At 57.1% G+C, this 26,110-nt stretch carries 25 protein-coding genes; 10 read left to right on the top strand and 15 right to left on the bottom strand.

Annotated elements, in window-relative coordinates; all coding sequences use genetic code 11:
* Positions 1-40: 40 nt before the first annotated feature.
* On the bottom strand, positions 41-898 hold the full coding sequence (locus tag RYA97_RS11285; RefSeq protein WP_316883191.1) for an MIP/aquaporin family protein: 858 nt from the start codon (positions 896-898) through the stop codon (positions 41-43).
* A 340-nt stretch (positions 899-1,238) separates the two neighbouring features.
* Between RYA97_RS11285 and ybaK the strand changes: the two genes are divergently transcribed.
* A complete protein-coding gene (ybaK, locus tag RYA97_RS11280; RefSeq protein WP_004658186.1) occupies positions 1,239-1,709 on the top strand; it encodes a Cys-tRNA(Pro) deacylase in 471 nt (156 codons plus the stop codon).
* An 8-nt stretch (positions 1,710-1,717) separates the two neighbouring features.
* Here the strand turns inward: ybaK and RYA97_RS11275 are convergent, their stop codons facing one another.
* The gene (locus RYA97_RS11275) at positions 1,718-2,791 is read right to left on the bottom strand and encodes an ABC transporter ATP-binding protein (protein ID WP_054076915.1); all 1,074 of its coding nucleotides are present in this window, start codon (positions 2,789-2,791) and stop codon (positions 1,718-1,720) included.
* A complete protein-coding gene (gene argF, locus RYA97_RS11270) occupies positions 2,788-3,708 on the bottom strand; it encodes an ornithine carbamoyltransferase (RefSeq protein WP_002554855.1) in 921 nt (306 codons plus the stop codon). Before argF ends, RYA97_RS11275 begins: the two co-directional genes overlap by 4 nt.
* Positions 3,709-4,159: 451 nt before the next feature.
* Between argF and RYA97_RS11265 the strand changes: the two genes are divergently transcribed.
* The 3 genes from RYA97_RS11265 (at position 4,160) to grxD (ending at position 7,109) form a co-directional block, all read left to right on the top strand.
* Complete coding sequence (locus RYA97_RS11265; protein ID WP_002554854.1) at positions 4,160-4,453, top strand: hypothetical protein; 294 nt, start codon at positions 4,160-4,162, stop codon at positions 4,451-4,453.
* Positions 4,454-4,585: 132 nt separating this feature from the next.
* Positions 4,586-6,694 (top strand): molybdopterin oxidoreductase family protein, encoded by a 2,109-nt coding sequence (locus RYA97_RS11260; protein WP_016982014.1) that lies wholly within the window; start codon positions 4,586-4,588, stop codon positions 6,692-6,694.
* An 88-nt stretch (positions 6,695-6,782) separates the two neighbouring features.
* A complete protein-coding gene (gene grxD / locus RYA97_RS11255) occupies positions 6,783-7,109 on the top strand; it encodes a Grx4 family monothiol glutaredoxin (RefSeq protein ID WP_002554852.1) in 327 nt (108 codons plus the stop codon).
* Positions 7,110-7,237: 128 nt separating this feature from the next.
* On the opposite strand, the gene bfr is transcribed toward grxD, so the two are convergent.
* The 4 genes from bfr to pyrC form a co-directional block, all read right to left on the bottom strand.
* The gene (gene bfr / locus RYA97_RS11250) at positions 7,238-7,708 is read right to left on the bottom strand and encodes a bacterioferritin (RefSeq protein WP_002554851.1); all 471 of its coding nucleotides are present in this window, start codon (positions 7,706-7,708) and stop codon (positions 7,238-7,240) included.
* Between the two features lie 201 nt (positions 7,709-7,909).
* On the bottom strand, positions 7,910-8,128 hold the full coding sequence (locus tag RYA97_RS11245; protein ID WP_002554850.1) for a bacterioferritin-associated ferredoxin: 219 nt from the start codon (positions 8,126-8,128) through the stop codon (positions 7,910-7,912).
* Between the two features lie 199 nt (positions 8,129-8,327).
* A complete protein-coding gene (gene rnt, locus RYA97_RS11240) occupies positions 8,328-9,005 on the bottom strand; it encodes a ribonuclease T (protein WP_002554849.1) in 678 nt (225 codons plus the stop codon).
* Positions 9,002-10,045, bottom strand: coding sequence for a dihydroorotase (gene pyrC / locus RYA97_RS11235; protein ID WP_002554848.1), 1,044 nt, complete (start codon positions 10,043-10,045; stop codon positions 9,002-9,004). The genes rnt and pyrC overlap by 4 nt, the downstream gene beginning before the upstream one ends.
* Before the next feature lie 149 nt (positions 10,046-10,194).
* Here pyrC and RYA97_RS11230 point away from each other — a divergent pair, with 149 nt between their 5' ends.
* The gene (locus RYA97_RS11230) at positions 10,195-11,100 is read left to right on the top strand and encodes a flagellar protein MotY (protein ID WP_004658181.1); all 906 of its coding nucleotides are present in this window, start codon (positions 10,195-10,197) and stop codon (positions 11,098-11,100) included.
* A gap of 120 nt (positions 11,101-11,220) precedes the next feature.
* Complete coding sequence (locus RYA97_RS11225) at positions 11,221-12,438, top strand: argininosuccinate synthase (protein ID WP_003412906.1); 1,218 nt, start codon at positions 11,221-11,223, stop codon at positions 12,436-12,438.
* 435 nt (positions 12,439-12,873) lie between these two features.
* Here RYA97_RS11225 and RYA97_RS11220 read toward each other — a convergent pair whose 3' ends face one another.
* Complete coding sequence (locus RYA97_RS11220) at positions 12,874-13,401, bottom strand: hypothetical protein (RefSeq protein WP_044294429.1); 528 nt, start codon at positions 13,399-13,401, stop codon at positions 12,874-12,876.
* A gap of 1,295 nt (positions 13,402-14,696) precedes the next feature.
* On the opposite strand from RYA97_RS11220, the gene RYA97_RS11215 reads away from it, so the two are divergent.
* On the top strand, positions 14,697-15,323 hold the full coding sequence (locus tag RYA97_RS11215) for a response regulator transcription factor (RefSeq protein ID WP_002554843.1): 627 nt from the start codon (positions 14,697-14,699) through the stop codon (positions 15,321-15,323).
* A gap of 159 nt (positions 15,324-15,482) precedes the next feature.
* Here the strand turns inward: RYA97_RS11215 and RYA97_RS11210 are convergent, their stop codons facing one another.
* The 4 genes from RYA97_RS11210 to metG all read right to left on the bottom strand — a co-directional run bounded on the left by RYA97_RS11210 (position 15,483) and on the right by metG (position 19,457).
* Positions 15,483-15,665, bottom strand: a complete 183-nt coding sequence (locus RYA97_RS11210) for a PA3496 family putative envelope integrity protein (RefSeq protein ID WP_002554842.1) — start codon at positions 15,663-15,665, stop codon at positions 15,483-15,485.
* Between the two features lie 106 nt (positions 15,666-15,771).
* Positions 15,772-16,410: an endonuclease III gene (gene nth / locus RYA97_RS11205; protein ID WP_005779294.1), complete on the bottom strand. Its 639-nt coding sequence runs from the start codon at positions 16,408-16,410 to the stop codon at positions 15,772-15,774.
* Positions 16,407-17,279, bottom strand: a complete 873-nt coding sequence (rsxB, locus tag RYA97_RS11200; RefSeq protein WP_016982016.1) for an electron transport complex subunit RsxB — start codon at positions 17,277-17,279, stop codon at positions 16,407-16,409. Before rsxB ends, nth begins: the two co-directional genes overlap by 4 nt.
* Positions 17,280-17,408: 129 nt before the next feature.
* On the bottom strand, positions 17,409-19,457 hold the full coding sequence (metG, locus tag RYA97_RS11195) for a methionine--tRNA ligase (protein ID WP_005743205.1): 2,049 nt from the start codon (positions 19,455-19,457) through the stop codon (positions 17,409-17,411).
* Between the two features lie 185 nt (positions 19,458-19,642).
* Between metG and apbC the strand changes: the two genes are divergently transcribed.
* The gene (apbC, locus tag RYA97_RS11190) at positions 19,643-20,737 is read left to right on the top strand and encodes an iron-sulfur cluster carrier protein ApbC (protein ID WP_016982017.1); all 1,095 of its coding nucleotides are present in this window, start codon (positions 19,643-19,645) and stop codon (positions 20,735-20,737) included.
* Positions 20,738-20,887: 150 nt separating this feature from the next.
* On the opposite strand, the gene RYA97_RS11185 is transcribed toward apbC, so the two are convergent.
* A complete protein-coding gene (locus RYA97_RS11185) occupies positions 20,888-21,097 on the bottom strand; it encodes a cold-shock protein (RefSeq protein WP_002554837.1) in 210 nt (69 codons plus the stop codon).
* A 319-nt stretch (positions 21,098-21,416) separates the two neighbouring features.
* Here RYA97_RS11185 and dcd point away from each other — a divergent pair, with 319 nt between their 5' ends.
* Together dcd and RYA97_RS11175 are read left to right on the top strand one after the other, a co-directional pair.
* The gene (dcd, locus tag RYA97_RS11180; RefSeq protein WP_002554836.1) at positions 21,417-21,983 is read left to right on the top strand and encodes a dCTP deaminase; all 567 of its coding nucleotides are present in this window, start codon (positions 21,417-21,419) and stop codon (positions 21,981-21,983) included.
* Between the two features lie 112 nt (positions 21,984-22,095).
* Positions 22,096-22,317, top strand: a complete 222-nt coding sequence (locus RYA97_RS11175) for a hypothetical protein (protein WP_002554835.1) — start codon at positions 22,096-22,098, stop codon at positions 22,315-22,317.
* A 60-nt stretch (positions 22,318-22,377) separates the two neighbouring features.
* On the opposite strand, the gene pdeM is transcribed toward RYA97_RS11175, so the two are convergent.
* Together pdeM and RYA97_RS11165 are read right to left on the bottom strand one after the other, a co-directional pair.
* Positions 22,378-23,034 carry a ligase-associated DNA damage response endonuclease PdeM gene (gene pdeM / locus RYA97_RS11170; protein WP_005743206.1) on the bottom strand — a complete coding sequence of 219 codons (657 nt, stop codon included), beginning with the start codon at positions 23,032-23,034 and terminating at the stop codon, positions 22,378-22,380.
* The gene (locus RYA97_RS11165) at positions 23,031-25,523 is read right to left on the bottom strand and encodes a ligase-associated DNA damage response DEXH box helicase (protein ID WP_057404602.1); all 2,493 of its coding nucleotides are present in this window, start codon (positions 25,521-25,523) and stop codon (positions 23,031-23,033) included. Before RYA97_RS11165 ends, pdeM begins: the two co-directional genes overlap by 4 nt.
* Positions 25,524-26,110: the final 587 nt, after the last annotated feature.

Below are 26,110 nucleotides of genomic sequence, written 5' to 3'. Positions count from 1 at the left end.
GGGTGGGATTCAGTTGGGTGAGATTCAAATTGAGTGAAATTCAAGATGAAGCCTGAACTTTGCCGCGAACCACTGGAGCATTTTTTTCGTTTTCAACAGGATCGGCACTCGGCAGATGACGCGCAATCAGCGCGCGATAGCCAGCAGCACCAAGGCAGGCGCCCAGGATGGGCGCAAAAATCGGAACCAGGAAATAAGGAATGTCACGACCACCGGTGAAGGCTATTTCACCCCAGCCAGCGAAGAACGTCATCAGCTTTGGACCGAAGTCGCGCGCCGGGTTCATGGCAAAACCGGTCAGCGGGCCCATCGAGCTGCCGATCACCGCCACCAGCAGGCCTATCAGCAAGGGTGCCAGCGGGCCGCGCGGCAAACCGTTGCTGTCATCGCCCAAAGCCATGATGACGCCCATCAAAATAGTGGTGATGACCACTTCGACCAGAAATGCCTGCCCCACGGAAATGGCAGGGTTTGGATAGGTCGAGAACACCGACGCCAGTTCAAGGCTCTGTTCGCTGCCGCGAATGATGTGGTGCGCATGTTCGAAGTCGAAAAAAAGACTGATGTACAACAGGTACACCAAGCCCGCTCCGCAGAACGCGCCTGCGATTTGCACCGAGATATAAAAAGGCAATTTGCGTTTTTCGAAACCGGCAAACAGACTCAGCGCGATGCTGACGGCCGGGTTGAGGTGGGCACCTGAAATGCCGGCGCTGAGGTAGATCCCCATGCTGACGGCCATGCCCCAGATGATGCAGATTTCCCACAAGCCGAAAGTGGCTCCCGCGACCTTGAGCGCTGCAACGCATCCTGTGCCGAAAAAAATCATCAGGGCTGTGCCAAGAAATTCAGCTACACATTGCCCGGTGAGTGTCGGTTGTTTTAGTGCGATGGTCATGGATACCTCATTTTTGTTTTTGTCTCGGCACCCTGAGACAGGCATGGGTGCTCGTTATTCGTGCGTATCAGAAAAACCCCATTTCTGATCGCTGGTGCGAGTTATACCGAAAAACCGCTTTCGATAATATTCGTAAACGAAAAAATATAGACAAGAAACAACGCTGTCAAAGGTCGGAACCGAACGGTCATGGAGTGGATACGAGCCCGCACAGCCGCTTTATACCGGGATTTTATGGCTGTTACCAAAAAGCCATCAGTGTTGCACGTGGCGTGAATCAAGGCATGTTCACTTTACTTGGCTTAAAGTGGCAGGCAGTCGGAAGCCTAAGGAGCGTTGCATGACCCCTGCACTGGATTTACTGAAAAAACTTCGCGCCGAACATCGTATCCACAGTTACGAACACGATCCCAAAGCAGCGTCATATGGGCTGGAAGCAGCGGAAAAGCTGGGGCTGGAGCCAGCGCGGGTTTTCAAGACATTGTTGGCCAGTACCGAAAAGGGCGAGTTACTGGTCGCCGTAGTGCCGGTCGTCGGAACGCTTGATCTGAAGGCTCTGGCACAGGCCGCCGGGGCGAAAAAAACCGAAATGGCTGACCCCGCGGCGGCGCAGCGCTCAACGGGCTACCTGTTGGGTGGCATCAGCCCACTGGGCCAGAAGAAGCGCCTGCGTACGTTCATTGACGACACAGCGCAGGGTTTTGAGAGTATTTACGTCAGCGCCGGGAGGAGGGGGCTGGAGGTTGAGCTTTCGGCAGCCGTGCTGGCCGAGCATACGCAGGCTCGGTTCGCACCGATTGGCAGGGAATAAGCTGGGGCTCAGTGATTGACCGTATGCGCCGCGACGCTGCCTGGCGCTGCAAACAGCACCAGATGGTCAGCTGCCACCCGAATACCGACTTCCTCGCCCTGGCTGTGATCGGCATGACTGGGGAAAATGGCTTCAAGTTGGCTGCCGGTAGACAGCTGCAGGCGATACAGCGTCGATGCGCCCTGAAATGTTCGACCGATTACCCGCGCTTTCAGGTCGCTTTGCGGCGCGTAGACGATATCGTCAGGTCGCAGCAAGACATCCACGGCGCTGCCGCTGACGCCCGGATATGCCCGGTTGCCACGCAGAACACCCAGTTCGGTGCGCACCGATTCGGGGTCTATCATCTGCCCGCGAATGAAATACCCCTGGCCAATGAAGCTGGCAACAAAGGGTGTGCGAGGTTCGTGATACAGGTTGTAAGGCGTATCCCACTGCTCCAGGCGACCCTCCTTGAATACGCCGACATGATCGCTGACCGCGAAAGCCTCTTCCTGATCATGGGTCACCAGAATGGCACTGGTGCCACGCGCTTTGAGAATATCGCGCACCTCATGGCTCAGACGTCTACGCAACTCGCCATCCAGATTGGAGAAGGGTTCATCGAGCAACAACAGTTGTGGCTCCGGTGCCAGCGCCCTGGCCAGGGCCACTCGTTGTTGCTGCCCGCCGGATAACTCGTGAGGGTAGCGTTTGCCCAAGGCGCCGAGGTTGACCAGTTCAAGCAACTCGGCGATCACCTGATCAAGGCGCGGGTGATTGCGAATGCCGAATGCGATGTTCTCGGCGACGCTCAGGTGCGGGAACAGCGCGTAATCCTGAAACACCATGCCGATGCGACGCTTTTCCGGTGCCAGAGTCCAGCCCGGGCGGGAAATGACTTCGCCTGCCAGGGTTATCTCCCCTGCATGTATCGGCTCGAAACCGGCAATCGCACGCAGTGTGGTGGTCTTGCCGCAGCCCGATGAACCCAGCAGGCAGCCGATATCACCCGCGTTAAGGTGCAGATTCAACTCCTGCACCACGCGCTGATTCTGATAGCCGCACGCCAGATTGCGCAGGTTCAGCAGCAACTGGCTCATGCGCGCTGATGGGACGGCGCGACGAGAAACTCCAGCAACGCTTTCTGTGCGTGCAGGCGATTCTCTGCCTGATCCCATGCGACCGAACGCGAATCATCCAGCAGATCTACACTGATTTCTTCGCCACGGTGGGCAGGCAGACAGTGCATGAACAGTACGTCCTTGTCGGCCAGGTCGAGCAAGGCGCGCGTTACCTGAAACGGTGCGAACAACGCCATGCGCCGAGCGGTTTCCTCTTCCTGACCCATGGAGGTCCACACGTCGGTGCTGACCAAGTGTGCACCGGCGACCGCTGCTTTCGGGTCGCGAACAATGGTCACTCGCTCACCGGCCAGCGCCAGGAACTCGGGGTTCGGCTCGTAACCGGCAGGGCAGGCCACGCGCAACTGGAAGTCGAACTGAATGGCCGCTTCTATATAGCTATTGCACATGTTGTTGCCATCGCCGATCCAGGCGACGGTCTTGCCTTTGATCGAGCCGCGATGCTCCAGAAAGGTTTGCATGTCGGCCAGCAACTGGCATGGGTGCAGGTCATCCGACAGACCATTGATAACCGGAACGCGGGAATTTGCGGCGAATTCGGTCAGATTACTGTGCGCATAGGTACGGATCATTACCGCATCGAGCATGCGTGACATCACTTTTGCGCTGTCGGCAATTGGCTCGCCACGGCCCAATTGGGTGTCACGATGGGACAAAAAGATGGCCTGGCCACCCAACTGAATCATCCCTGCTTCAAAAGAAAGACGGGTACGTGTCGAGGATTTCTCGAAAATCATCCCCAATACCCGGTTCTTCAGCGGCTCAAAAAGCTCACCGCGATTTCGCAGGTCTTTGAGCTCTACGCCACGACGGATCAAGCCCAGGAGTTCATCTGGGGTGTAATCCATCATCGAGAGAAAGTGCCTGGCGTTCATGATTAACTACCTTTTTTGCAACAGACCGCAGGTTATCAAAGCCGGTTTTTATCGGGAAAACGGGCGAGACCTGCGGCGGAAGCCGCACGAGGCGACGAAGTAAGAAAGGCGCGATAGTATAAAAAAATGTCGCGTCTTACCAATAGCATGCTGTTTTCTGAAACACCGATGTCACTGGCGCTCCCTTTCAGGGGGCACTGTTATTCTTTGTTGACGAGTTAAAAACTGGCTAAGCTGATGAGGCCAATAGCCATCTCTGCTTTTTCCGAAGGCAGCATTTGTACACTGCTCAAATAGCGCTTGGCAATTAGTACCAATCCTGCAACAGTCCGGGTTTGCGCGGGTGCGCTGAATGCGACCCGCTTCACGGGCTGGAAACAAGGACCGTTTCTTTAATGCCGGGCGTAGGTTATAAATCGTTGCCGATACATTACTGATCGAGGGGTGGGGAATGGACTCAAAAGAGCGTCAACTAACGGAGTTACTCGGGCTGACCGCCCGCACGCTTACCCATCTGACCGCCTCAATGACCTCGATGTCCTTTGAGTTGCTGCGCAGCGAGGACGAAGTCACGCGTAATGCGGGGCGGCGCATGATTGATCGCATGGCGACCATCAGCTCAGGGCTCGACGAGCACTGGCGCCTGATCGGTGACCTGACCGGTGTTCACCTGGCTCAGGAGCAGGTCGAAACCGTCACTGAAATCCAGCTGCAGCGCAAGGTCGTCACGCCTATCGGCGGCTGATACGGTCTACTCATCGGCGCGCCTGATGCTCCCCGATTCACATGACAAACGTCAGTGGCGCGGGGTATTGGCAGCGGCCATAGTGCTTGTCAGGCAATCAACCGGATTGCCACGACAAGATCTGAGGCTGTGATGACCCGGACTGAACACTACCGCGCCTGCCACCTGTGCGAGGCCATTTGCGGTCTTGCCATCGAGACCGTTACCGAGTCGGATTCCGCCCCGCGCATCACCTCGATCAAGGGTGACCCGCTGGACACTTTCAGCCGTGGCCACATCTGCCCCAAGGCTGTTGCGCTGCAAGACATTCAGAACGACCCCGACCGCTTGCGACAGCCGATGCTACGCAGCGGTGATCAGTGGCAGCCGATTGCCTGGCAGCAGGCGTTCGATCTGGTGGCGGAGCGGCTTTACGCCATTCAGCAGCGCCATGGGCAGAACGCGGTAGCGGTCTATCAGGGCAACCCCAGCGTGCATAACTACGGGTTGATGACCCATAGCAATTACTTTCTCGGTCTGCTCAAGACCCGCAATCGTTTTTCGGCGACGTCGGTCGATCAGTTGCCGCACCACCTCACCAGTTTCCTGATGTATGGCCACGGCATGCTGTTGCCGATTCCGGATATCGATCACACCGACTTCATGCTGATCCTGGGTGGCAACCCATTGGCGTCCAACGGCAGCATCATGACCGTGCCGGATGTTGAGAAGCGTCTGAAAGCCATCCAGCAGCGCGGCGGTAAACTCGTGGTCATCGACCCGCGCCGCAGTGAGACGGCGGCCATCGCCGACCAGCACCTGTTCGTGCGTCCGGGCGGTGATGCAGCGCTGCTGTTCGGGCTGCTCAATACTCTGTTTGAAGAAGGCCTGACTCGCGAGAGTCACTTGCCTATCGATGGCTTGGATCAGGTGCGACACGCCATTGCAGGTTTCACTGCGCAGGCCATGAGCCCACGCTGCGGCATTGCCGCCGAGCAGATCCGGCAACTGGCGCGGGATTTTGCTGCAGCCGACAAGGCGGTCTGTTATGGCCGAATGGGGGTGTCGACCCAGGCCTTCGGCACGCTGTGTCACTGGTTGGCGCAACTGATCAATCTGGTGACCGGCAACCTGGATCGCGTGGGCGGAACGCTGTGTACGGAGCCCGCAGTTGACCTCGTCAGTTCGACTTCGGGCGGCCATTTCAATCTATGGCAAAGCCGGGTGTCCGGCCTGCCTGAGTACGGCGGCGAGTTGCCGGTTTCAGCGCTCGCCGAGGAAATGCTCGTGGACGGGGAAGGGCAGGTTCGCGCGCTGGTGACTGTCGCGGGTAACCCGGTTCTGTCCACCCCCAATGGCCGTCAGTTGGAACAGGCGCTCGAAGGTCTGGAGTTCATGCTCAGCATTGATCTGTACATCAACGAAACTACCCGCCACGCCGACTTGATCCTGCCGTCCACCTCAGCGTTGGAAAACGATCACTACGACACCACCTTCAATACCCTGGCAGTGCGCAACGTCACTCGCTTCAATCAGGCCATTTTCGACAAGCCCGAAGGTGCGCTGCATGACTGGGAGATCTTTGTCGGTCTGGCCAGATCATTTGCAGCCCAGGCGCAGCGTGAACTCAAACCGACCCTGCCACCCGCGCAGATGATCGATCGCGGGTTGCGCGCAGGCTTCTATGGCGATGCATCGCCGCACAAACTGTCACTGGAAACGCTGGCCAGTCACCCGCATGGGCTTGATCTGGGCGCGTTGAAGCCTAACCTCACCGAACGCCTGAAAACCGCCAATGGGCGGATTCAGGCGGCCCCAGAGGTCATCATGGCCGACCTGACGCGCTTCGCTGCCGATCCCGCTCCCGATTCCGGAGCATTGTTGCTGATTGGTCGTCGGCACGTGCGCAGCAATAATTCGTGGATGCACAACTATCACAGGCTGGTAAAAGGCAAGCCCCGGCATCAATTGCTGATGCACCCTGACGATCTTGCCTGTCGTGGTTTGAGCGATGGCCAGCAGGTTCGGGTCAGCTCCCGGGTCGGGACGATCGAGGTGCAGGTGTTGGGCAGTCTGGACATGATGCCCGGAGTGGTCAGCCTGCCGCATGGCTGGGGGCATTCGCGTACGGGGGTGAAAATGGATATTGCCCGGAGTCAGCCAGGGGTGAGCGCCAATGACCTGACCGACGAACGGCAACTCGACGTACTCTCCGGCAATGCGGCGTTGAACGGTGTGCCGGTACAGGTGGCTGCCTGTTAAGGCTCAAGACAGAGCGTCATGCTCGGGATTTCGTTACAATGCGCCACCGTGCCGACAACTGAGTCGGATATTTCAGCCGAGGTGCTCCATGGATATCATCGAAACGATCAAAGAGCAGATTGCCAACAACACCATTCTGCTTTACATGAAAGGCGCTCCGAATGCCCCTCAATGCGGCTTTTCGGCCAAGGCTTCCCAGGCATTGATGGCGTGTGGCGAAAAATTTGCCTACGTCGACATTCTGCAAAACCCTGAAATTCGCGCCAACCTGCCAAAGTACGCCAACTGGCCGACTTTCCCGCAACTGTGGGTAGCTGGCGAACTGGTCGGCGGTAGCGACATCATCACCGAAATGATGGCTGATGGTTCGCTGCAAACGCTGGTCAAGGAAGCATCGGCCGCCAAAGCCGAGTAAAGCCTTGCGCTGCAGCGTGGGCACGATCGTCGAGATTATCGTGCCCTGCGCTCAAGCATGGTTTTACGCACAAGAAAAAGCCCGCTCTCGATTGAGGCGGGCTTTTTCATTGCAACGCAACCGGTAAATCAGTCGCCCATCTGCGACTGCAGGTAGTTCTCGATACCGACCTTGACGATCAGACCCAGCTGGGTCTCTAGCCAGTCGATTTGCTCTTCCTTGGGCTCGAGGATGTCTTCCAGCAGTTCACGGCTGCCGAAGTCACCTACCGTTTCGAAGTGAGCGATGGCCGCTTTCAGATCAGCCAGGCCTTTCTGCTCGATCTTCAGGTCGCACTCCAGCATTTCCTTGGTGTGCTCGCCAATCAGGATCTTGCCCAGATCCTGCAGGTTTGGCAGCCCTTCAAGGAACAGCGTGCGCTTGATCAGCTTGTCGGCATACTTCATCGCATGGATGGATTCTTTGTACTCATGGCCGCCGAGCTTTTTCAGACCCCAGTCTTCATACATGCGCGCATGCAGGAAATACTGATTGATGGCGACCAGCTCGTTTCCGAGGATCTTGTTGAGATGCTGGATGACTGTAATGTCGCCTTTCATGTTCGAGGTCCTGCCGGTGGCTTGTGTATATAAGCGCCGAGTGTGAGCCGCGCTTAAACGCCTGTCAAACCTAAGTTGTTGAATAATAAGTGAATTTAAATAGGAATAAGAATGTTTGAGTTCCGCATCTTGACGCTAAGCGCTTGAATTACAGGCATAAAAAAACCGGGCAGGGTGCCCGGTTCTTTAAATGAGGGGTATTCAGGCGGCTGAAAATTCTGCTGGATAGGCCAGCGATGCCTGAGTGGTTTGCAGTTCTGTCAGCGTGTCACGCACCACTTCCTTCGCAAGGCAGGCGCATTTTCCGCATTTACTCGCAACACCCAGCGTTTCACGGACTTCACGATAACTGCAGCAGCCTTCCAGAATTGCATCCCGGATTTGACCGTCTGTGACACCTTGGCAAAGACAAACATACATAAGCTATTGACCGTCGCTGGTTTATTGCTTGGTGCCGAGGAGCTTAATGTTAATGAGAATGCTTGTCAAAACTGTTTTGGGTTCGATTCAGGTAGAACGATGAGTGGTTATTTTCAGAGTCAGCGTATCCAGATATCCCGTTCCAGACAGGCATGAAAAAAACCGGCGCGAAGCCGGTCCGTTCACTGGCGTGCCGACGTTAGTCGTCGAAGTCTTCCCAGCCGCCCATTTCCTTCCAGCGGTTGACGATGCCGCAGAACAGCTCTGCAGTCTTCTCGGTGTCGTAGCGAGCCGAGTGGGCCTCGCGGCCGTCGAAGTCGATTCCGGCAGCCTGGCAGGCCTTGGCCAGCACGGTCTGACCGTAGGCCAGGCCTGCGAGGGTAGCGGTGTCGAAGCTTGAGAACGGGTGAAACGGGTTGCGCTTCATGTCCATTCGCGCGACAGCGGCATTGACGAAGCCGAGGTCGAAGCTGGCGTTGTGGCCGACCAGCACGGCGCGTTTGCAGCCATTGGCCTTGAGAGCCTTGCGCACGCCGCGGAAGATGTCGTTCATTGCGGTTTCTTCGCTGACCGCCATGCGCAACGGGTGATCCAGCTTGATACCGGTAAACTCCAGCGCAGCGGCTTCGATGTTGGCACCTTCGAACGGTTCTACGCGGAAGAAATAGGTGTGTTCCGGGAACACGAAGCCTCTTTCATCCATGCCGATGGTCACGGCAGCAATTTCCAGCAGTGCGTCGGTGGCTGAGTTGAAACCGCCGGTTTCTACGTCGACGACCACGGGCAGGTAGCCGCGAAAGCGTGCTGCCATCGGGTGACGAGAACCGCCGCCACCGCCGTGGCCTTCGTGTTCGTCGTCAAAATGATCTTCACTCACGCGTGTTCCTCCAGACGCCAGCGCAGTTTTTCACCAGCGCGCAGCGGGATAACGGTCAACTCGCCAAACGGCAGGCTGGCAGGGGCGGTCCACTCGTCACGCACCAGCGTGATGGTGTCCTGATTGGCGGGCAGGCCGTAGAACGCCGGACCGTGAAGGCTGGCGAAGCCTTCCAGTTTGTCCAGAGCGTTACGCTGCTCGAAAGCTTCTGCATACAATTCGATGGCCGCGTAGGCGGTGTAGCAACCGGCGCAACCGCAAGCGTTTTCCTTGGCGTGTTGGGCGTGCGGTGCCGAGTCGGTACCCAGGAAGAACTTGCCGCTGCCACTGGTGGCGGCGTCGAGCAGGGAGGCCTGATGCGTATTGCGCTTGAGAATGGGCAGGCAATAGAAGTGCGGGCGAATGCCGCCAACCAGCATGTGATTACGGTTGTACAGCAGGTGATGCGCGGTGATGGTGGCCGCGACATTGGCCGATGCTTCATTGACGAACTGCACCGCTTCACCGGTGGTGATGTGTTCAAACACCACTTTGAGGGTCGGGAAGCGTTCGACTACACGACGCAGGTGCTCATCAATGAAAACCTTTTCGCGATCGAATACGTCGATCTCGCCGCGCGTCACTTCCCCGTGTACCAGCAGGAGCATGCCGACTTCAGCCATGGCTTCGAGGGCAGGGAAGATCTTGTCGATGCTGGTGACACCGGAATCGGAGTTGGTGGTTGCACCGGCCGGATACAGCTTGGCGGCGTGCACGAAGCCACTGGCTTTCGCGGTACGGATGTCTTCAGGCGTGGTCTGGTCGGTGAGGTACAGCACCATCAACGGCTCGAAGCGGCTGCCGGCCGGGCGTGCAGCCAGAATGCGCTGACGATAGGCATCGGCTTGCTGCGCGTTGCGCACCGGAGGCACGAGGTTGGGCATGATGATTGCGCGGCCAAAAGTTCGCGCTACGTCAGCAACGGTATGAGGCAAGACAGCTCCGTCACGGAGGTGAATGTGCCAGTCGTCGGGACGCAGGAGGGTCAGGCGGTCAGACATTGGGGATTCCAGGCGGGTCAAACTCGCTGGGAATGCTACCGGAAAAGACTCTCTCAGGCATCCGCTATCAAGTTTTGCACGAAGTTACCGATAGCCCCCTTGTCAGTCAGTCATTTTTTGTTTCGCGTTTATTTCCAGTGGAGCCTCCCGTGCGCCAGCGATATTTAGCCCTGCTCAGCATGTTTGCCAGCCTCCCGGCGATGGCTATCAGTTTCCAGACACGTCTGGAGAGCATCGAGTGGAAGGTCGAAGGCGATCAGTTCGAATGCCGCCTGACTCAGCCGATCACCGACTTCGGTGCCGGTGAGTTCGTGCGCCGTGCCGGTGAGCAGGCGACGTTTCGCCTCAAGGCTTCATACAACATGCTGGGCAACGGTTCAGCAACGCTGCTGGCCGCCGCAGCACCGTGGCAGCCGGGGCGCGGTGATATCAATCTGGGTTCGGTGCGCGTCAGCAATGGCGACATACCCTTCAATACTTCCCAGGCACAGGCCGGGCGCCTGATCAGTGGTCTGATGGACGGTCGCAGCCCGCTTATCCGTCACTACACCCGTGACGGTGGCCAGATGGAAGTGCGCCTGTTACCGGTCAAGTTCAGCAAGGCGTTCAGCGATTACCAGGCGTGCACAGCCAAACTTCTGCCGATGAACTTCGATCAGGTCAAACAGGCTGAAGTAGGATTTCCCGGTGGCGGTATTGAACTGGATGCCCGTGCCAAGGCGCGTCTGGACAACATGGTGGCCTATCTGAAGGCCGACCCGACGGTTAACCGTATCGAGCTTGACGGCCATTCGGATAACAGTGGCAATCGACTCACCAACCGTGATCTTTCCCGCCGCCGTGCGCTGGCGGTCATGGACTACTTCAAGGCTCAGGGTATCCCCGAGCAGCAAATCACCCTGCGGTTTCACGGCGAACGCTACCCGCTGGTGCCCAACACCAATGAGGCCAATCGTGCGCGCAACCGCCGCGTGAACGTGCATCTGGAGCGTGTTGCGCCCGATGAGCGTCCGGTACCTGTAGCCTCTGCGGTCAGTGCAGCGCACACGTCCTGAGGGCTGCATAACGCTCCTGCCAAACGTCGCCTTGTCGTCACAAGCTGTCGCGCCCCTGTAAATTTGCTGGTTTGAACGGTAGAATCAGCGGTTTTCCGTACAACCCGGTGGAGTGATGGCATGGCGGACGTAAACAAGGTAGTTCTCGCGTATTCCGGTGGCCTGGATACTTCGGTAATCCTCAAGTGGCTGCAAGATACGTACAACTGCGAAGTGGTGACCTTTACCGCTGACCTGGGTCAGGGTGAAGAAGTCGAGCCGGCGCGCGCCAAGGCTCAGGCCATGGGCGTGAAAGAAATCTACATCGATGACCTGCGCGAAGAGTTCGTGCGTGATTTCGTGTTCCCGATGTTCCGTGCCAACACCGTCTATGAAGGCGAGTACCTGCTGGGCACTTCCATCGCTCGCCCGCTGATCGCCAAGCGCCTGATCGAGATCGCCAACGAAACCGGCGCTGATGCCATTTCCCATGGTGCCACCGGCAAAGGCAACGATCAGGTGCGTTTCGAACTGGGCGCCTACGCGCTCAAGCCAGGGGTCAAAGTGATTGCTCCGTGGCGTGAATGGGACCTGCTCTCTCGTGAAAAGCTGATGGACTACGCCGAGAAGCACAACATTCCGATCGAGCGTCACGGCAAGAAGAAATCCCCGTACTCGATGGATGCCAACCTGCTGCACATCTCCTATGAGGGCGGCGTGCTGGAAGACACCTGGACCGAGCACGAAGAAGACATGTGGCGCTGGACCAAGTCCCCTGAGGACGCGCCGAACGTTGCAACTTATCTGGAACTGACCTACCGCAATGGCGACATCGTTGCGCTGGACGGCGTTGAGATGACGCCTGCCACTGTGTTGGCGACCCTGAACCGCATCGGTGGCGAAAACGGCATCGGACGTCTGGATATCGTTGAAAACCGCTACGTGGGCATGAAGTCCCGTGGCTGCTACGAGACACCGGGCGGCACCATCATGCTGCGCGCTCACCGCGCTATTGAATCGATCACCCTGGACCGTGAAGTCGCCCACCTCAAGGACGAACTGATGGCCAAGTACGCCAGCCTGATCTACACCGGTTACTGGTGGAGCCCGGAGCGTCTTATGCTGCAGCAGATGATCGACGCGTCTCAGGCCCATGTGAACGGTGTTGTACGTCTGAAGCTTTATAAGGGCAATGTGATCGTCACCGGTCGCAAGTCGGACGATTCGTTGTTCGATGCCAATATTGCTACCTTTGAAGATGACGCAGGCGCCTATGATCAGGCTGATGCGGCAGGCTTCATAAAGCTCAATGCCTTGCGTATGCGTATTGCTGCGAATAAAGGCCGCAAGCTGTTCTGATGCTGCTGGTTGTTCGATGAGTGCAGCCCTTGCGGGGCTGCACTTTAAACCCGGGTTCCCCGTCACGCCTGTAAAGCGTCAACGCCTGTAGCCATTTCTCGAATTCAGGCTCCCTGACAAGTTACTCATTGTTCATGAGTGTTTTCGAAACCGTCCTGCCGGACACTCAATGTGTTTTCGGTGTTGCAGTGCGCGTTTGATATTGACAGCGTATTTCCTTCGGCAAGTCATGTAAGAAGTCTTTAGCCGGGTGCAGGCGATCATGTACCACCGCCTATGTACTCATTAAATCCGTTCTTACCGTTCATGGCGAAAAGCGCAGGTGTGCTTTTGGTTTTTTCCTACAGTAGCTGTCGAAGTTAAAAGCAGGGGCCCTGGTGCTTTCTGCGTGGCAGTCGAAACTTATGCACTCGGTACCTGTTTTAGAGTCTGGCCTCAGGGCGTGTCGCTCTCGCGTTGCTGCCTGAACTCGAATCGATAGGCTTTGCCGATATTCCATACCTGGCGAAGGCTCAGGTCCAGTACCTGGGCAATCTCGGCTGCGGTATAGCCCAGCGCCGAGTAATGCATGGCGTGGCCGGCCACCACGTCGTCGATATCCGTAGTGTCATGACGGGCGTCCCTGCGGGTGGTGAGCATGGGCTGACTGACAGCGATCGTCACACCGTTTTCGGTGGCCAGTTGGCGAACGTCTTTTTTATTCATGCGTAATGAATATTGCAGCGCTGTGAAGCCTGCGCCCTTGGCGGCCAGGTATTTGAGTTGTTCAAGCTTGCCAGCGTGTTCAGGCCCGTCTGGCAGGGTTGGTGCTGTATCAGTTGAGGAAGGGTTTGATGCGCCTGCCACCTCTCCATCGGGTATGACTGCAATAATACCGCCTTTGGCAACAAAGTTTTCCACAGCGGTGATTAACTCAGAGGCGGTGGGTATTGATGAGCGCGTGCGCGCATATCTAGTATTCATGGTGTGTCCCTTTTTGAACATGGTTATACACAGAGCCCATTCAAAAGAGTTGCCAGGCACTCAGTGTTTGTCACGCGGCAGCTCGCCTGATGAGCCGTGTACGTAACACCTGAATTCAGCCGGTTCGCGTGATACACCGAGTTCGTGTAAACGCGCCGCTCATGAACTGCAAAGCTGTATTACCTAATGATAGGGTTTCATAGGGCTGCACATAGTTAATGGCAGTAAATAATAAAGTTTCTGTTAAAAAAGTAACGACTGGTAATAAAATTTGCAAGTGAAAAATGGCGTGTCTCCAGAATTGATGTGTCGTTCTTTATAAAGTCTTACGTGTTGTAATGTTGCGTCCGTGAATTTTGTAGTACGTTTCCTATTCGATTCCCTGTGTCTGGACCTGAAATAAAAAATGGTATTTGCTACTTGCCGAAAGAGCTACTTATGGTCTTGAATGATGTAGGGTTATGCTATGGTGTGTGTAAGATTTTGCGACAGTGCAAAGGTTGGTGGATTACCATTATTTAGCGTTTGTCGACAGTGGCCCAATATGGCAGGCCGCGTTTATGTTGTGCGCTTCTGTTGTAGGACTTTTCTTTCAGACCTGTAGGGTGTGTCCTTAAATAAATATTTGTACGAAATTCCGTAATGGATGTGTAATTTTTAATCCCCGTTTACGTATGTAATGCGTGGTGTGTATTCACTGATTTTCCATCATGGGGTTTCGGGTAAGGCATCCGGATGCAAGGCCTCTATAGTTGGCTGGCTATCTGGATAAAGGCTGTAATGCCTGCCAGCGCCCTATATCGATGTGCGAGCGGCGAGACAAAGATCGATGAAAACTGATGGCAGTCCTGCATTTTCCTGGCGTACAGGTAGTGGCCTGCCTTCAAATGATTCAGCTCAAGGGTTTTTAGCTGTTTTTGCTGGCGATAAGCCATGTGTCAGGCGTGTTCTGACGGTGATGCAAAAATAGTGTGGCGATACTTTTAACAGATGCAGCAAGGTCATTTTTGAACGTAAAAGTTTGGCCGGGTTTTGCTGCATGCATTTACTGACTGGCGCTGCGATGCTTATGCCGTAGCCGCCAGCAATAAAAAATCACCAGATTCCGAAAAGGAAGGCTCTGTGAAAATTAATAAAAAATGTACGTTCCTGCCGAGTTTTGTAGGAAGTTTCTGCTGTAATTGTAGGAATGGTCTTTGGCTGTCAGTCCACAAGGGTGAGCGCCATGCAAAGCAGTAAACGACTAAGTTATTGTGCTGGCTCTGAAAATTCGAATAGCGAAAAATGGACTGCCCATGAATAAAGTGCTGATCGTGGATGATCATCCCGTCATTCGCCTTGCTGTACGCATGCTGATGGAGCGTCATGGCTATGAGGTCATCGCGGAGACTGACAACGGTGTGGATGCGCTGCAACTGGCTCGTGAGCACCTTCCTGATATCGTCATTCTTGATATTGGTATCCCCAAGCTCGACGGGCTGGAAGTCATTGCCCGCCTGTCAGCCATGACATTGCCGTTCAAGGTCCTGATTCTGACGTCTCAGGCACCCGGCCACTTTTCCATGCGCTGCATGCAGGCAGGGGCCGCCGGATATGTCTGCAAGCAACAGGACCTGACCGAGCTGCTCAGCGCTATCAAGGCGGTACTCTCGGGGTACAGCTACTTTCCCAATCAGGCGTTGCATACTGTTCGCTCCAGTATGGGCAACGCGAGCGAGTCGGACATGGTTGACCGACTTTCTGGCAGGGAGATGATGGTTCTGCAACAACTGGCCAGAGGCAAGACCAACAAGGAAATTGCAGACGGTATGTTTCTGAGCAATAAAACCGTCAGTACCTACAAAACGCGTTTGCTGCTCAAGCTCAACGCGCATTCACTGGTCGATCTGATCGAGCTCGCCCAGCGTAACGGGCTGGTCTGAGTAGCCGGCCTGTTTGAGAAGGGCGTGTGCCTGATGTCCACGTGTGTGGAGCGAGTGACGAGCAGCCATCTCACGTATTGAAGCCTCTTCTGCGAGAGGCTTCAAATGCCAGAGTAGAACGTTAGGTGCCAGGAAGCCGGTGCGAGGTTTTGCGCTTGTCTAGAAGTCGAAATCGTAATCGGCCAGTTGCTTCTGCAAGCGCCGCTCTTCAAGCAGGTTGTCGATGGTGCGTCGTTTGCTCAGATTGGTCTTTGCCGGCTCTACGGTCGCAGTTTCGGTTTCGTCCGTATCGACGGCAACAAGGTCATCGTCCACGTCCAGTTGCTCGTTGTCAGTGCTCATGAAGTCGACTCCAGGGCTTGGGCTCTCTGGCGCTTCTTATATCGACAATCCACAAGCGGGTAAAAAAGATTTTTTCAATCGACAGGGCAGCAATTACCTGGCTGGCTCAATCGTCGGACGTTTTCTCCTTGTAATCGCACAGGTCTTCTATACGGCAACTGCCGCATCTGGGCTTGCGTGCCTGGCAAACGTAGCGTCCGTGCAGGATCAGCCAGTGGTGCGCATCGAGCAGATAGTTCTTGGGCACAAATTTCATCAATTGCTTCTCGACCTCCACCACATTTTTCCCTGGCGCGATGCCCGTACGGTTGCTGACGCGAAAGATGTGAGTGTCTACAGCCATCGCGACCTGACGGAAAGCGGTGTTGAGCACGACATTGGCAGTCTTGCGTCCTACGCCCGGTAAGGCCTCGAGCGCTTCTCGGGTCTGCGGTACTTCGCTGTTATGCAACTCCACCAGCATCCGGCAGGTTTCAATTACGTTTTTGGCTTTGCTGTTGTAGAGGCCAATTGTCTTGATGTACTCAGACAGCCCTTCAACGCCCAGGTCATACATGGCTTGTGGCGTATTGGCGACCGGGTACAGCTTCGCCGTGGCCTTATTGACGCTCACGTCAGTGGCCTGGGCAGAAAGGATAACGGCTATCAACAGCTCAAAAGGCGTGGTGTAGGCCAGTTCGGTTTTCGGGTCCGGATTGTCCTCATGCAGCCTGCGAAAGATTTCCTGACGTTTTGCAGCATTCATGGGCGGAGATTTTCCTCAGGATGAGTCTGTGCGGGTGCTTGCAGAAGCGCTGCAAGTGCCTGTTCGGCTGCTTCATATTCGCGTTGCAACTCCACGAGCCTGGCGGCCTGCTCGGCAATCGGCGGATGGCCGAAAGCCTTGAGCGACTTGTTGAGCTGCGCACGACTCATGGCCACGGCAATCCGGGCTTTTTTCAGGGCCTCGTCCGGCGTGGCAGGCTTGTCGTTCTGGACGTGTCTGGCGGCGGACTGTAAAGCGTCACGACTTGGTTCGGCGCGCTGTGACCGGGCGATACGCTCGGCCAGCCGGGTTCGTTGCTCGCGGTACAAGCGTGCATTGCGTGCTTCGAAACGCAGCCGGACGTGGGTACGCTTGCGCAGACGAGCTTGTTGCAGATCAGGGGTGGGCGCCAGGCCGCCTACAATGGGTGTGACACTCGCCAGCGGCAGTGGATGCATTTCAATGCAGTCCACCGGGCATGGCGCAACGCACAGATCGCAGCCAGTGCACTCATCGACAATCACGGTGTGCATCAACTTTGCAGCGCCGACGATGGCGTCCACGGGGCAGGCCTGAATGCATTTGGTGCAGCCAATGCACTCTGCTTCGCGAATGAACGCAACCTGCGCAGGGGCTGCACCGCGTTCCATATCCAGCCTCAGAACCGGAACAGCAAGCAGCTCTGCCAGTTGGGCTATTGTTTCGTCCCCGCCCGGTGGGCATTTGTTGATGGCTTCGCCGCCGGCAATGCCCTCTGCGTAGGGCTTGCAGCCGGGGTGGCCGCACTTGCCGCACTGAGTCTGCGGCAGAAGGGCGTCGATGCTGCGGATAAGGTCCACGTCGGGAAGCAGGCGAATCAATTCAGTCATGATCTTGCCAGGTGACCAACAGGTGTTCTGTCTATCGAGGGTGCAGCATTATCGGACAGATCGGGAGGTTTGCGAATGCGCAAAGGCCCGGTATCCGCCTGATGGCTGGATACCGGGCCTTGTCCGGGTTTACTTGATGCGCTGGCCGGGTTTTGCACCACTGTCCGGACTGAGCAGATAGATCTCCTCGCCGCCAGGGCCTGCCGCCATCACCATGCCTTCGGAAATGCCGAAACGCATTTTCCTTGGCTTGAGGTTGGCGATCATCATGGTCAGACGGCCTTCGAGCTCGGACGGGTTCGGATAGGCGCTTTTGATGCCGGAAAAGACATTACGTTGCTCGTCGCCGATGTCCAGAGTCAGGCGCAGCAACTTGTCGGCACCCTCCACATGTTCGGCCTTGAGAATCAGGGCAACGCGCAGGTCTACAGCGGCAAAAGCGTCAAAGTCGATTTCCGCCGACAGCGGGTCTTTGGCGAGTTCGCCATTACCGGCAGGCGCACTGCTCGCGGTAGCGTCGGTAGCGGTCAGGTCTTCCTTGGAAGCAGCAGCCATGGCTTCTACCTTGAGTGGATCTATGCGGGTCATCAGTGCCGAGAACGGGTTGAGCTGATGATTGCCCAGCAAGGTCTTGTGGTCTTCCCAGGTCAATGGTTCGACGTTGAGAAACTTCTCTGCGTCGGCGGCCAGATTCGGCAATACCGGTTTGAGGAAAATGACCAGTTGGCGGAACAGATTGATACCCAGCGAGCAAACTGCCTGGACTTCATCCTGTTTGCCTTCCTGTTTGGCCAGCGCCCACGGGGCTTTTTCCGCGATATAGGCGTTGGCGCGATCCGCCAGAGCCATGGTTTCACGCATGGCACGGGCGAAGTCGCGGGCTTCGTAGGCGTCGGCAATGCTCGGCGCGGCCGCCAGGAATGCATCGGTCAATTCGGGCGCTGCATTGGCCTCGCCCATCACACCGGCGTTGCCTTTGTGAATAAACCCGGCACAACGGCTGGCGATGTTCACGACCTTGCCGATCAGGTCAGAGTTGACCTTTTGCACGAAGTCTTCGAGGTTCAAATCCAGGTCGTCGACGCCACGACCCAGTTTCGACGCGTAGTAATAGCGCAGGTACTCGGGTGGCAGATGGTCGAGGTAGGTGCGTGCCTTGATAAAGGTGCCACGTGACTTCGACATTTTCTGTCCGTTTACGGTCAGGTAGCCGTGAACGTTGATGCCGGTCGGTGTGCGCAACCCTGCACCTTCCAGCATGGCTGGCCAGAACAGGGCGTGGAAATTGACGATGTCCTTGCCGATGAAGTGATAGAGCTCGGTGGTTGCACCCTTGCCCCAGTACGCGTCGAAGTCCAGGTCCGGACGACGTGCACACAGGTTCTTGAAGCTGGCCATGTAGCCGATCGGCGCATCCAGCCATACGTAAAAGTATTTGCCTGGCTCATCGGGGATTTCAAAGCCGAAATACGGAGCATCGCGGGAGATGTCCCACTGTTGCAGGCCGCTGTCCAGCCATTCGGCGATCTTGTTGGCGACGGCGTCCTGCAGGGTTCCGCTGCGCGTCCAGCTTTTCAGCATCGCGTCGAATGCAGGCAGGTCGAAGAAGAAGTGCTTCGAGTCCTTGAGTACCGGTGTGGTCCCGGAAATTGCCGACTTGGGGTTTTTCAGGTCGGTCGGGGCATAGGTTGCGCCGCACTTTTCACAGTTGTCGCCGTACTGATCTTCAGCCGCACATTTCGGGCAGGTGCCTTTGATGAAGCGGTCGGCCAGGAACATTTTCTTTTCCGGGTCGAAATACTGGGTCACCGAACGAGTTGCTATATGACCTGCGTCGCGCAGGCGCGTGTAGATCATGCTCGACAGCTCGCGGTTTTCGTCCGAGTGCGTCGAGTGGAAATTATCGAAATCCACCAGGAAGTCGGCGAAGTCGGCGCTGTGTTCGGCCTTGACGTTGTCGATGAGCTGTTCTGGCGTAATGCCTTCTTTTTCAGCGCGCAGCATGATTGCCGAACCGTGAGCGTCGTCCGCGCAGACATAAATGCATTGGTTGCCGCGGTGCTTCTGAAAGCGCACCCACATGTCGGTCTGGATGTACTCGAGCATGTGGCCAAGGTGGATGGAGCCATTGGCATAGGGCAGGGCGCTGGTAACGAGAATCTTGCGTGGCTCGGACATGGGGCTCGGCTACTTGAAGTGAAACGGAGACCGGCCACTATAAAGGTCTGAGCGATTTTTTTCACCCCGCTCGGTTGTGGGAATACTCCTGAGTGGTTGGGCAGGGTTCAGTGAAATCATGTCGGCTACGGACAGAACAGGTACGATAGTCGGCTGTTTCACTCAGTCTTTTACGGAGTAAGCCCATGAGCGCAGTCAATCGCGCAGCGGTGGAGACGATTCTTCGCCAGTACACCGACCCTTATCTGAATCAGGACCCGGTCAGTGCCGGTTGCGTGCGGTCCATCGATATACAGGGTGCACAGGTCAGCGTGCAACTTGAACTGGGCTATGCCGCCGACCTGTTCAGGAACGGCTGGGCGCAAGTGCTGAAAACCGCCATCGAGAACCTGGACGGCGTCAGCTCGGCCACGGTTGCCATTAAAAGCGTGATCAGCGCGCACAAGGCACAGAGCCAGATCGCCGGTCTGGCCAATGTGAAAAACATCGTGGCCGTTGCGTCGGGCAAGGGCGGTGTCGGCAAGTCCACCACGGCGGCCAATCTGGCATTGGCACTGTCTCGCGAGGGCGCACGGGTCGGTATTCTCGATGCTGATATCTATGGGCCGAGTCAGGGTGTGATGTTCGGTATTGCCGAAGGCACGCGGCCGAAGATCAAGGACCAGAAGTGGTTCGTGCCGGTCCAGGCTCATGGCATTGACGTGATGTCGATGGCGTTTCTGACCGATGACAACACGCCTATGGTCTGGCGCGGGCCTATGGTGTCAGGGGCGTTGCTGCAACTGGTCACGCAGACTGCCTGGAATGATCTGGACTATCTGGTTATCGACATGCCGCCCGGCACGGGCGATATCCAGTTGACGCTGGCGCAGAAGGTCCCGGTTGCCGGTGCCGTGATTGTCACCACGCCTCAGGATCTGGCCTTGCTGGATGCGAAGAAGGGTGTCGAGATGTTCCGCAAGGTCAACATCCCGGTGCTGGGCGTTGTGGAAAACATGGCGGTACACATCTGCTCCAATTGCGGCCATGCGGAGCATCTTTTTGGTGAGGGCGGCGGTGAGAAGCTGGCGTCGCAGTACAATGTCGAGTTGCTTGCATCACTGCCGTTGTCGATGCTGATTCGCGAGCAGGCAGATGGCGGCAAGCCTACCGCGATTGCCGAGCCGGAAAGTCAGATTGCGATGGTGTATCAGGAGCTGGCACGTCACGTGGGTGCACGAATCGTCTTGCAGGAAGCTGCAAGCCCGGCGATGCCGACCATTTCTGTCAGCGACGATTGATTCTGTAGCGGTACTCTGGCGGGGAGGCGCAGCCAATTGACGTCTCTCGGTCAGGCTTATGCATGGCTTGATGGGTACGCAAATGCTCAAACGACAGGCAATAAAAAACCCCGCTTTTAAGGGCGGGGTTTTTAAGCGAATCAGTACAAGTTAGATAACTTGAACTTCTTCAGCTTGCATGCCTTTCTGACCGCGGGTAGCGATGAAAGAAACCTGTTGGCCTTCTTTCAGGCTTTTGAAGCCGTCGGATTGGATAGCTTTGAAGTGCACGAACAGGTCGTCACCGGATTGTGGAGTGATGAAGCCGAAGCCTTTTTCATCGTTGAACCACTTAACGGTACCAGTTTGGCGATTGGACATAGTATATCTCCTTGGACAAAGTTAACTGCGGCGTAGGAAGAGCCCTGGCCGAGACTGAGTGCAAAGAGCTGGAAAATTCATGGAGATGGTTGGATCGAAATTCAACATCGTGTAGAGATTCTCAGTGACACAAGCAACACAGTGACGCCACCTTAACCCTTTTTTCCGAACGTGCCAATGGTCTGTTGATGATTATTTCCATTCGCAGCGAAAGAGCCCGGCTCGTCACACAAACTCGCTATCTGTTGCCTTTGAACCGTCGGCCCCGGCCCGGTAAGATGCCGGATATCTTTTTTACCTCGCTATTCAGGACACCGCCATGAGCATCAAATCGGACAAGTGGATTCGCCGCATGGCGCAGGAACACGGGATGATCGAGCCCTTTGTCGAGCGCCAGGTACGTGGCGAAGGAGCTGACAGGGTGATCTCCTTCGGCGTGTCCAGCTACGGCTACGACGTGCGTTGCGCAGACGAATTCAAGGTGTTCACCAACATCAATTCGGCCACTGTCGATCCGAAAAACTTTGATGAAAAAAGCTTCGTCGATATCAAGAGCGACGTATGCATCATCCCCCCCAACTCGTTCGCGCTGGCACGCACCGTCGAATATTTCCGCATTCCGCGTAACGTTCTGACCATCTGCCTGGGCAAAAGCACCTACGCGCGCTGCGGCATCATCGTCAATGTCACGCCGCTCGAGCCAGAGTGGGAAGGCCATGTAACGTTGGAGTTTTCCAACACCACGACACTGCCGGCCAAGATCTACGCCAACGAAGGCGTGGCACAGATGCTGTTCCTCGAGTCCGATGAGGAATGTGAAGTGTCCTACAAGGATCGAGGCGGCAAATACCAGGGCCAGCGTGGCGTCACCCTGCCACGTACCTGATTTGCTGGTCAGGTGATTAGTGGAATTGAATTAATACTCTATTTCGCACTCTATCTGCTCACATGCTTTCGCATAATCGATATGTGCGACGGCCTTTGATCTGGAGTGCCCTATGAAGACTACTTTCAAAATCTCTGAACAGGTTCAATCTCCGCTTAACGAGATCGGGTTGCTTGCCTGGTCATTGATGGCTCATTCGGATCTGCTTCCCGAGCTTAATGTGGTCGGTGGTGGCATTCCGGGTGATCCAGGGCCAGATACTCCCTATCCGGAGCCCACTGAGCCAGGTGGACCTACCGTTCCTGACGAGCCGCCACCTGCGCCGGTTGCCTGATTACCAGTTCCCTGCTTCTCCTTGTGAGGGGCAGGGCCTCGTATGCGGCGGCTAGCGACGCTATACCACTCGCCACACGGCATCACCGCCTGTCACATAGACTGAGCAGTCCTGCGCCGGACGAATCTGAAACCCGCCCGTAAACTCACCGAACGCTGGCAGCAGGCTGACGCGTTGGCCCAGGTAGAAGCACGCCAGTCGCAAGCTTTGCCTGCCACGCCCGTGCAGCCGGTAAACCGGGTGAACATGCCCGGCCAGTACGTGCAATTGAGGGTGTGGATCAGGCTCGTGTTGCAAGGCAAAGGGCCCCAGCGTCAGGGGTTCGGGGACTACATCTATGCCCAGATAGGCGGGTGGGTCGCCCGCCCGTTTGTCATGGTTACCGCGGATCAGGGTGATGCGCAACGCCGGGTGTTCGCCCCGCCATTGTTCCAGTGCCGCGAGCGTGCCCGCTGCGTGTGATTCCGGCGCGTGCAGAAAGTCGCCCAAAAAGATCAGATGATCGCAGGCATACGCATCGAGCAGGCTGTCCAGTCGTCGCAGATTGGCTTGAGTGGTGCCGTGTGGCACTGGTTGACCCAGCTTGCGGTAGGCCGCTGCCTTGCCAAAGTGCGCATCGGCAATCAGCAAGGATCGTTCTGCGGGGTAGTAGATGGCCTTGTCGGCCAGCAGCCACAGCTCTTCTCCCGCCAGTGTTATCGCGACGTACGGTTTCATTGCTCATGCTCCGGACCTGCGGCTTTCTCCAGATCACGGACCATGCGCGCAATGCGGTCAGCGAGTTTTTCCGAACTTAGGCTTTCGCGAAAGCGCTCGACCAGCAGTGGAAACGCCAGCGGGGTTGCGCGTTTTATCGCATGCAGGTCCAGCCTGCGACTGTTGATCTGGCGTAATGTCAGCTCCAGACGTTGCAGATCCAGCTCCTGGCGTAGCACTTCCTGTTCGGCCTGGGTCAGCAGCATGTTGTCAGCGTCGTATTGCTTGAATACCTCAAAAAACAGCCCGCTCGATGCCTGAAGCTGTCGATTGCTTTTCGCCGCTCCCGGGTAGCCGGAAAACACCAGCCCCGAAATTCGAGCGATTTCGCGAAAGCGCCGCAGTGCCAGTTCGCCCGCATTCAGGCTGGCAATAATGTCGGCCAAAAGATCCGTCTCGCTGAACAGGTCAGCCCGCAACGCCTGGGCCCAGTCGATCTCGCTGGCACTGAGCAACTCCAGCCCGTAGTCGTTGACGGCGATGGAAAAGGTCAGCGGCCGATGCCGGCTCAGGCGCCAGGCCAGCAGGCTGCCCAGCCCCAAATGCACGTGTCGGCCGGCGAACGGGTAGAGGAACAGGTGCCAGCCTTCGCGGGATTTGAGTGTTTCGGCCAGCAGCGTGTCACGTTGCGGTAGCCCGGACCATTGTTGCTGCACTTCCAGCAAGGGTTTGATGGCTTGCATTTCAGGGCTGGTGAATTCACCCCGCGCCGCCGCATCGAACTTCTCCACCACGGCGTCTGCCAGTTCGCTGGACAGGGGCATTCGCCCACCGTTCCAGCGTGGCACTGCGGCTTTCTTGCCAGTAGCTCGCTTGACGTAGGCGGTCATGTTTTCCACTCGGACCAGCTCCAGCAGGCGCCCGCCGAACAGAAAGCCGTCACCAGGCTTGAGCCGGGCGATGAAACCTTCTTCAACACTGCCCAACGAGCCGCCACCGCCGCCTTTTTTCCAGTACTTCAGGTTAACGGTAGCTTCGCTGACGATGGTGCCTACGCTCATGCGGTGTCGCCTGGCAAGACGCGCATCGGGTACACGCCAGACACCCTGTTCATCCGGTTCGGCGCGGCGGTAATCGGGGTAGGCCGTCAGTGAGTGACCGCCGTTGCGCACAAAGGCCAGCGCCCATTGCCACTGCTCGTCGCTGAGGTCTCGATAGGCCCAGGCGCTGCGCACTTCGGTCAGCAGTTCATCGGGCAGGAAGCCACCGCCCAGTGCGATGCTGACCAGATGCTGGACCAGAACGTCCAGCGGCTGCTGCGGCGATTCGCGTGGCTCGATCATCCGCGCGGCGACGGCGTCGTGGGCGGCGGCTGCTTCGACCAGTTCCAGGCTGTGGGTCGGCACCAGCGTGACACGCGAAGGGCGGCCCGGCGCATGGCCTGAGCGTCCGGCACGTTGCATCAGGCGTGCGACGCCTTTTGGCGAGCCGATTTGCAGCACGCGCTCGACCGGCAGAAAGTCCACGCCCAGGTCCAGGCTTGATGTACACACCACGGCCTTGAGCGCGCCTTCTTTCAGCGCACGCTCGACCCAGTCTCGGACCTCGCGGGCCAGCGACCCGTGATGCAGGGCAATCAACCCGGCCCAGTCGGGGCGGGCTTCCAGTAGCGCCTGATACCAGATTTCCGATTGTGCCCGAGTGTTGGTGAACACCAGACAGCTCGCGCTGCTTTCCACCTCGGTGACGACCTGCGGCAACATGCGCAAGCCCATATGCCCGGCCCACGGGAAGCGTTCGATGGACGGCGGCAACAGCGTATCGACCTGTAAGTCCTTGACGATCTTGCCTTGCACGGTCATGCCGCCGTCGCCGATCAGCACCTGCTGCGCATGTTGCTGATTACCCAGCGTTGCCGAAATGCCCCACACGATCAATTGCGGATTCCAGCGCCTCAGGCGCGCCAGGGCCAGTTGCAACTGCACGCCGCGCTTGTTGCCGATCAGCTCGTGCCATTCGTCCACCACCACCATCTTCAGTGTCGACAAGGCGACCTGAGCGTCGGCACGGGTCAGCAGCAGTGTCAGGCTCTCTGGGGTGGTGATCAGCGCTGAGGGCAGCCGCCGGCTCTGGCGGGCGCGTTCGCTGCCGCTGGTATCGCCGGTGCGCAAGCCCACAGACCACGGGATATCCAGTTCGGCCAATGGTGCTTCAAGGGCTCTGGCGGTATCGGCGGCCAAGGCGCGCATGGGCGTGATCCACAGGACACTCAGTGGTTCAGCGGGCGGTTTGCGTTTACGAGGTTTGTTGTCAGCGGTGAGCGTATTGGCTTTGGCGAAGCGGTTGAGCGCGGCGAACCATACGGCGTAGGTCTTGCCCGAGCCAGTACTGGCATGTAGCAGGCCGGACTCACCCTTCTTCACCGCCGCCCAGACCTCCTTCTGAAAAGCGAACGGCTTCCAGCCCCGGGCGAGAAACCATCGTCGAGCGAAATCGGTGGGTCTGCTCATCCGTTTGCGTGTGCTCTGAGTGGCGTTAAGTCAGAGACAGCGAAGAAAGGGTAATAGTTTTAAATGGTTATATGGCTGGAGCATGCGGAATCTCAACGATCGTGCGGCGCTACACGTCGCATGCCTTTCCGGACGCTCCGCGTCCTCATGGCGACGCAGAGCGTCGAGACCTGCATTCCCACGCTGGAGCGTGCGGAACGATGATCTCAATATCGTGCGCCGCTCCGCGTCGCATGCCTTTCCGGACGCTCCGCGTCCTCCTGGCGACGCAGAGCGTCGAGACCTGCATTCCCACGCTGGAGCGTAGGAACGATGATCTCAATATCGTGCGTCGCTCCGCGTCGCATGCCTTTCCGGACGCTCCGCGTCCTCATGGCGACGCAGAGCGTCGAGACCTGCATTCCCACGCTGGAGCGTAGGAACGATGATCTCAATATCGTGCGCCGCTCCGCGTCGCATGCCTTTCCGGACGCTCTGCGTCCTCTTGGCGACGCAGAGCGTTGAGACCTGCATCCCCGCGCTGGAGCGTAGGAACGATGATCTCAATATCGTGCGTCGCTCCGCGTCGCATGCCTTTCCGGACGCTC

This window comes from Pseudomonas syringae group sp. 26L6 (genome assembly GCF_032587815.1).
Classification (GTDB): Bacteria; Pseudomonadota; Gammaproteobacteria; order Pseudomonadales; family Pseudomonadaceae; genus Aquipseudomonas; species Aquipseudomonas amygdali.
This window is presented reverse-complemented; position numbering and strand designations above follow the sequence as displayed.

Bases quoted from the DNA above. Each gene is read 5' to 3' on its own strand.
- RYA97_RS11285 (WP_316883191.1), bottom strand. From the start codon at position 898: ATGACCATCGCACTAAAACAACCGACACTCACCGGGCAATGTGTAGCT.
- ybaK (WP_004658186.1), top strand. From the start codon at position 1,239: ATGACCCCTGCACTGGATTTACTGAAAAAACTTCGCGCCGAACATCGT.
- RYA97_RS11275 (WP_054076915.1), bottom strand. From the start codon at position 2,791: ATGAGCCAGTTGCTGCTGAACCTGCGCAATCTGGCGTGCGGCTATCAG.
- argF (WP_002554855.1), bottom strand. From the start codon at position 3,708: ATGAACGCCAGGCACTTTCTCTCGATGATGGATTACACCCCAGATGAA.
- RYA97_RS11265 (WP_002554854.1), top strand. From the start codon at position 4,160: ATGGACTCAAAAGAGCGTCAACTAACGGAGTTACTCGGGCTGACCGCC.
- RYA97_RS11260 (WP_016982014.1), top strand. From the start codon at position 4,586: ATGACCCGGACTGAACACTACCGCGCCTGCCACCTGTGCGAGGCCATT.
- grxD (WP_002554852.1), top strand. From the start codon at position 6,783: ATGGATATCATCGAAACGATCAAAGAGCAGATTGCCAACAACACCATT.
- bfr (WP_002554851.1), bottom strand. From the start codon at position 7,708: ATGAAAGGCGACATTACAGTCATCCAGCATCTCAACAAGATCCTCGGA.
- RYA97_RS11245 (WP_002554850.1), bottom strand. From the start codon at position 8,128: ATGTATGTTTGTCTTTGCCAAGGTGTCACAGACGGTCAAATCCGGGAT.
- pyrC (WP_002554848.1), bottom strand. From the start codon at position 10,045: ATGTCTGACCGCCTGACCCTCCTGCGTCCCGACGACTGGCACATTCAC.
- RYA97_RS11225 (WP_003412906.1), top strand. From the start codon at position 11,221: ATGGCGGACGTAAACAAGGTAGTTCTCGCGTATTCCGGTGGCCTGGAT.
- RYA97_RS11220 (WP_044294429.1), bottom strand. From the start codon at position 13,401: ATGAATACTAGATATGCGCGCACGCGCTCATCAATACCCACCGCCTCT.
- RYA97_RS11215 (WP_002554843.1), top strand. From the start codon at position 14,697: ATGAATAAAGTGCTGATCGTGGATGATCATCCCGTCATTCGCCTTGCT.
- RYA97_RS11210 (WP_002554842.1), bottom strand. From the start codon at position 15,665: ATGAGCACTGACAACGAGCAACTGGACGTGGACGATGACCTTGTTGCC.
- nth (WP_005779294.1), bottom strand. From the start codon at position 16,410: ATGAATGCTGCAAAACGTCAGGAAATCTTTCGCAGGCTGCATGAGGAC.
- rsxB (WP_016982016.1), bottom strand. From the start codon at position 17,279: ATGACTGAATTGATTCGCCTGCTTCCCGACGTGGACCTTATCCGCAGC.
- metG (WP_005743205.1), bottom strand. From the start codon at position 19,457: ATGTCCGAGCCACGCAAGATTCTCGTTACCAGCGCCCTGCCCTATGCC.
- apbC (WP_016982017.1), top strand. From the start codon at position 19,643: ATGAGCGCAGTCAATCGCGCAGCGGTGGAGACGATTCTTCGCCAGTAC.
- RYA97_RS11185 (WP_002554837.1), bottom strand. From the start codon at position 21,097: ATGTCCAATCGCCAAACTGGTACCGTTAAGTGGTTCAACGATGAAAAA.
- dcd (WP_002554836.1), top strand. From the start codon at position 21,417: ATGAGCATCAAATCGGACAAGTGGATTCGCCGCATGGCGCAGGAACAC.
- RYA97_RS11175 (WP_002554835.1), top strand. From the start codon at position 22,096: ATGAAGACTACTTTCAAAATCTCTGAACAGGTTCAATCTCCGCTTAAC.
- pdeM (WP_005743206.1), bottom strand. From the start codon at position 23,034: ATGAAACCGTACGTCGCGATAACACTGGCGGGAGAAGAGCTGTGGCTG.
- RYA97_RS11165 (WP_057404602.1), bottom strand. From the start codon at position 25,523: ATGAGCAGACCCACCGATTTCGCTCGACGATGGTTTCTCGCCCGGGGC.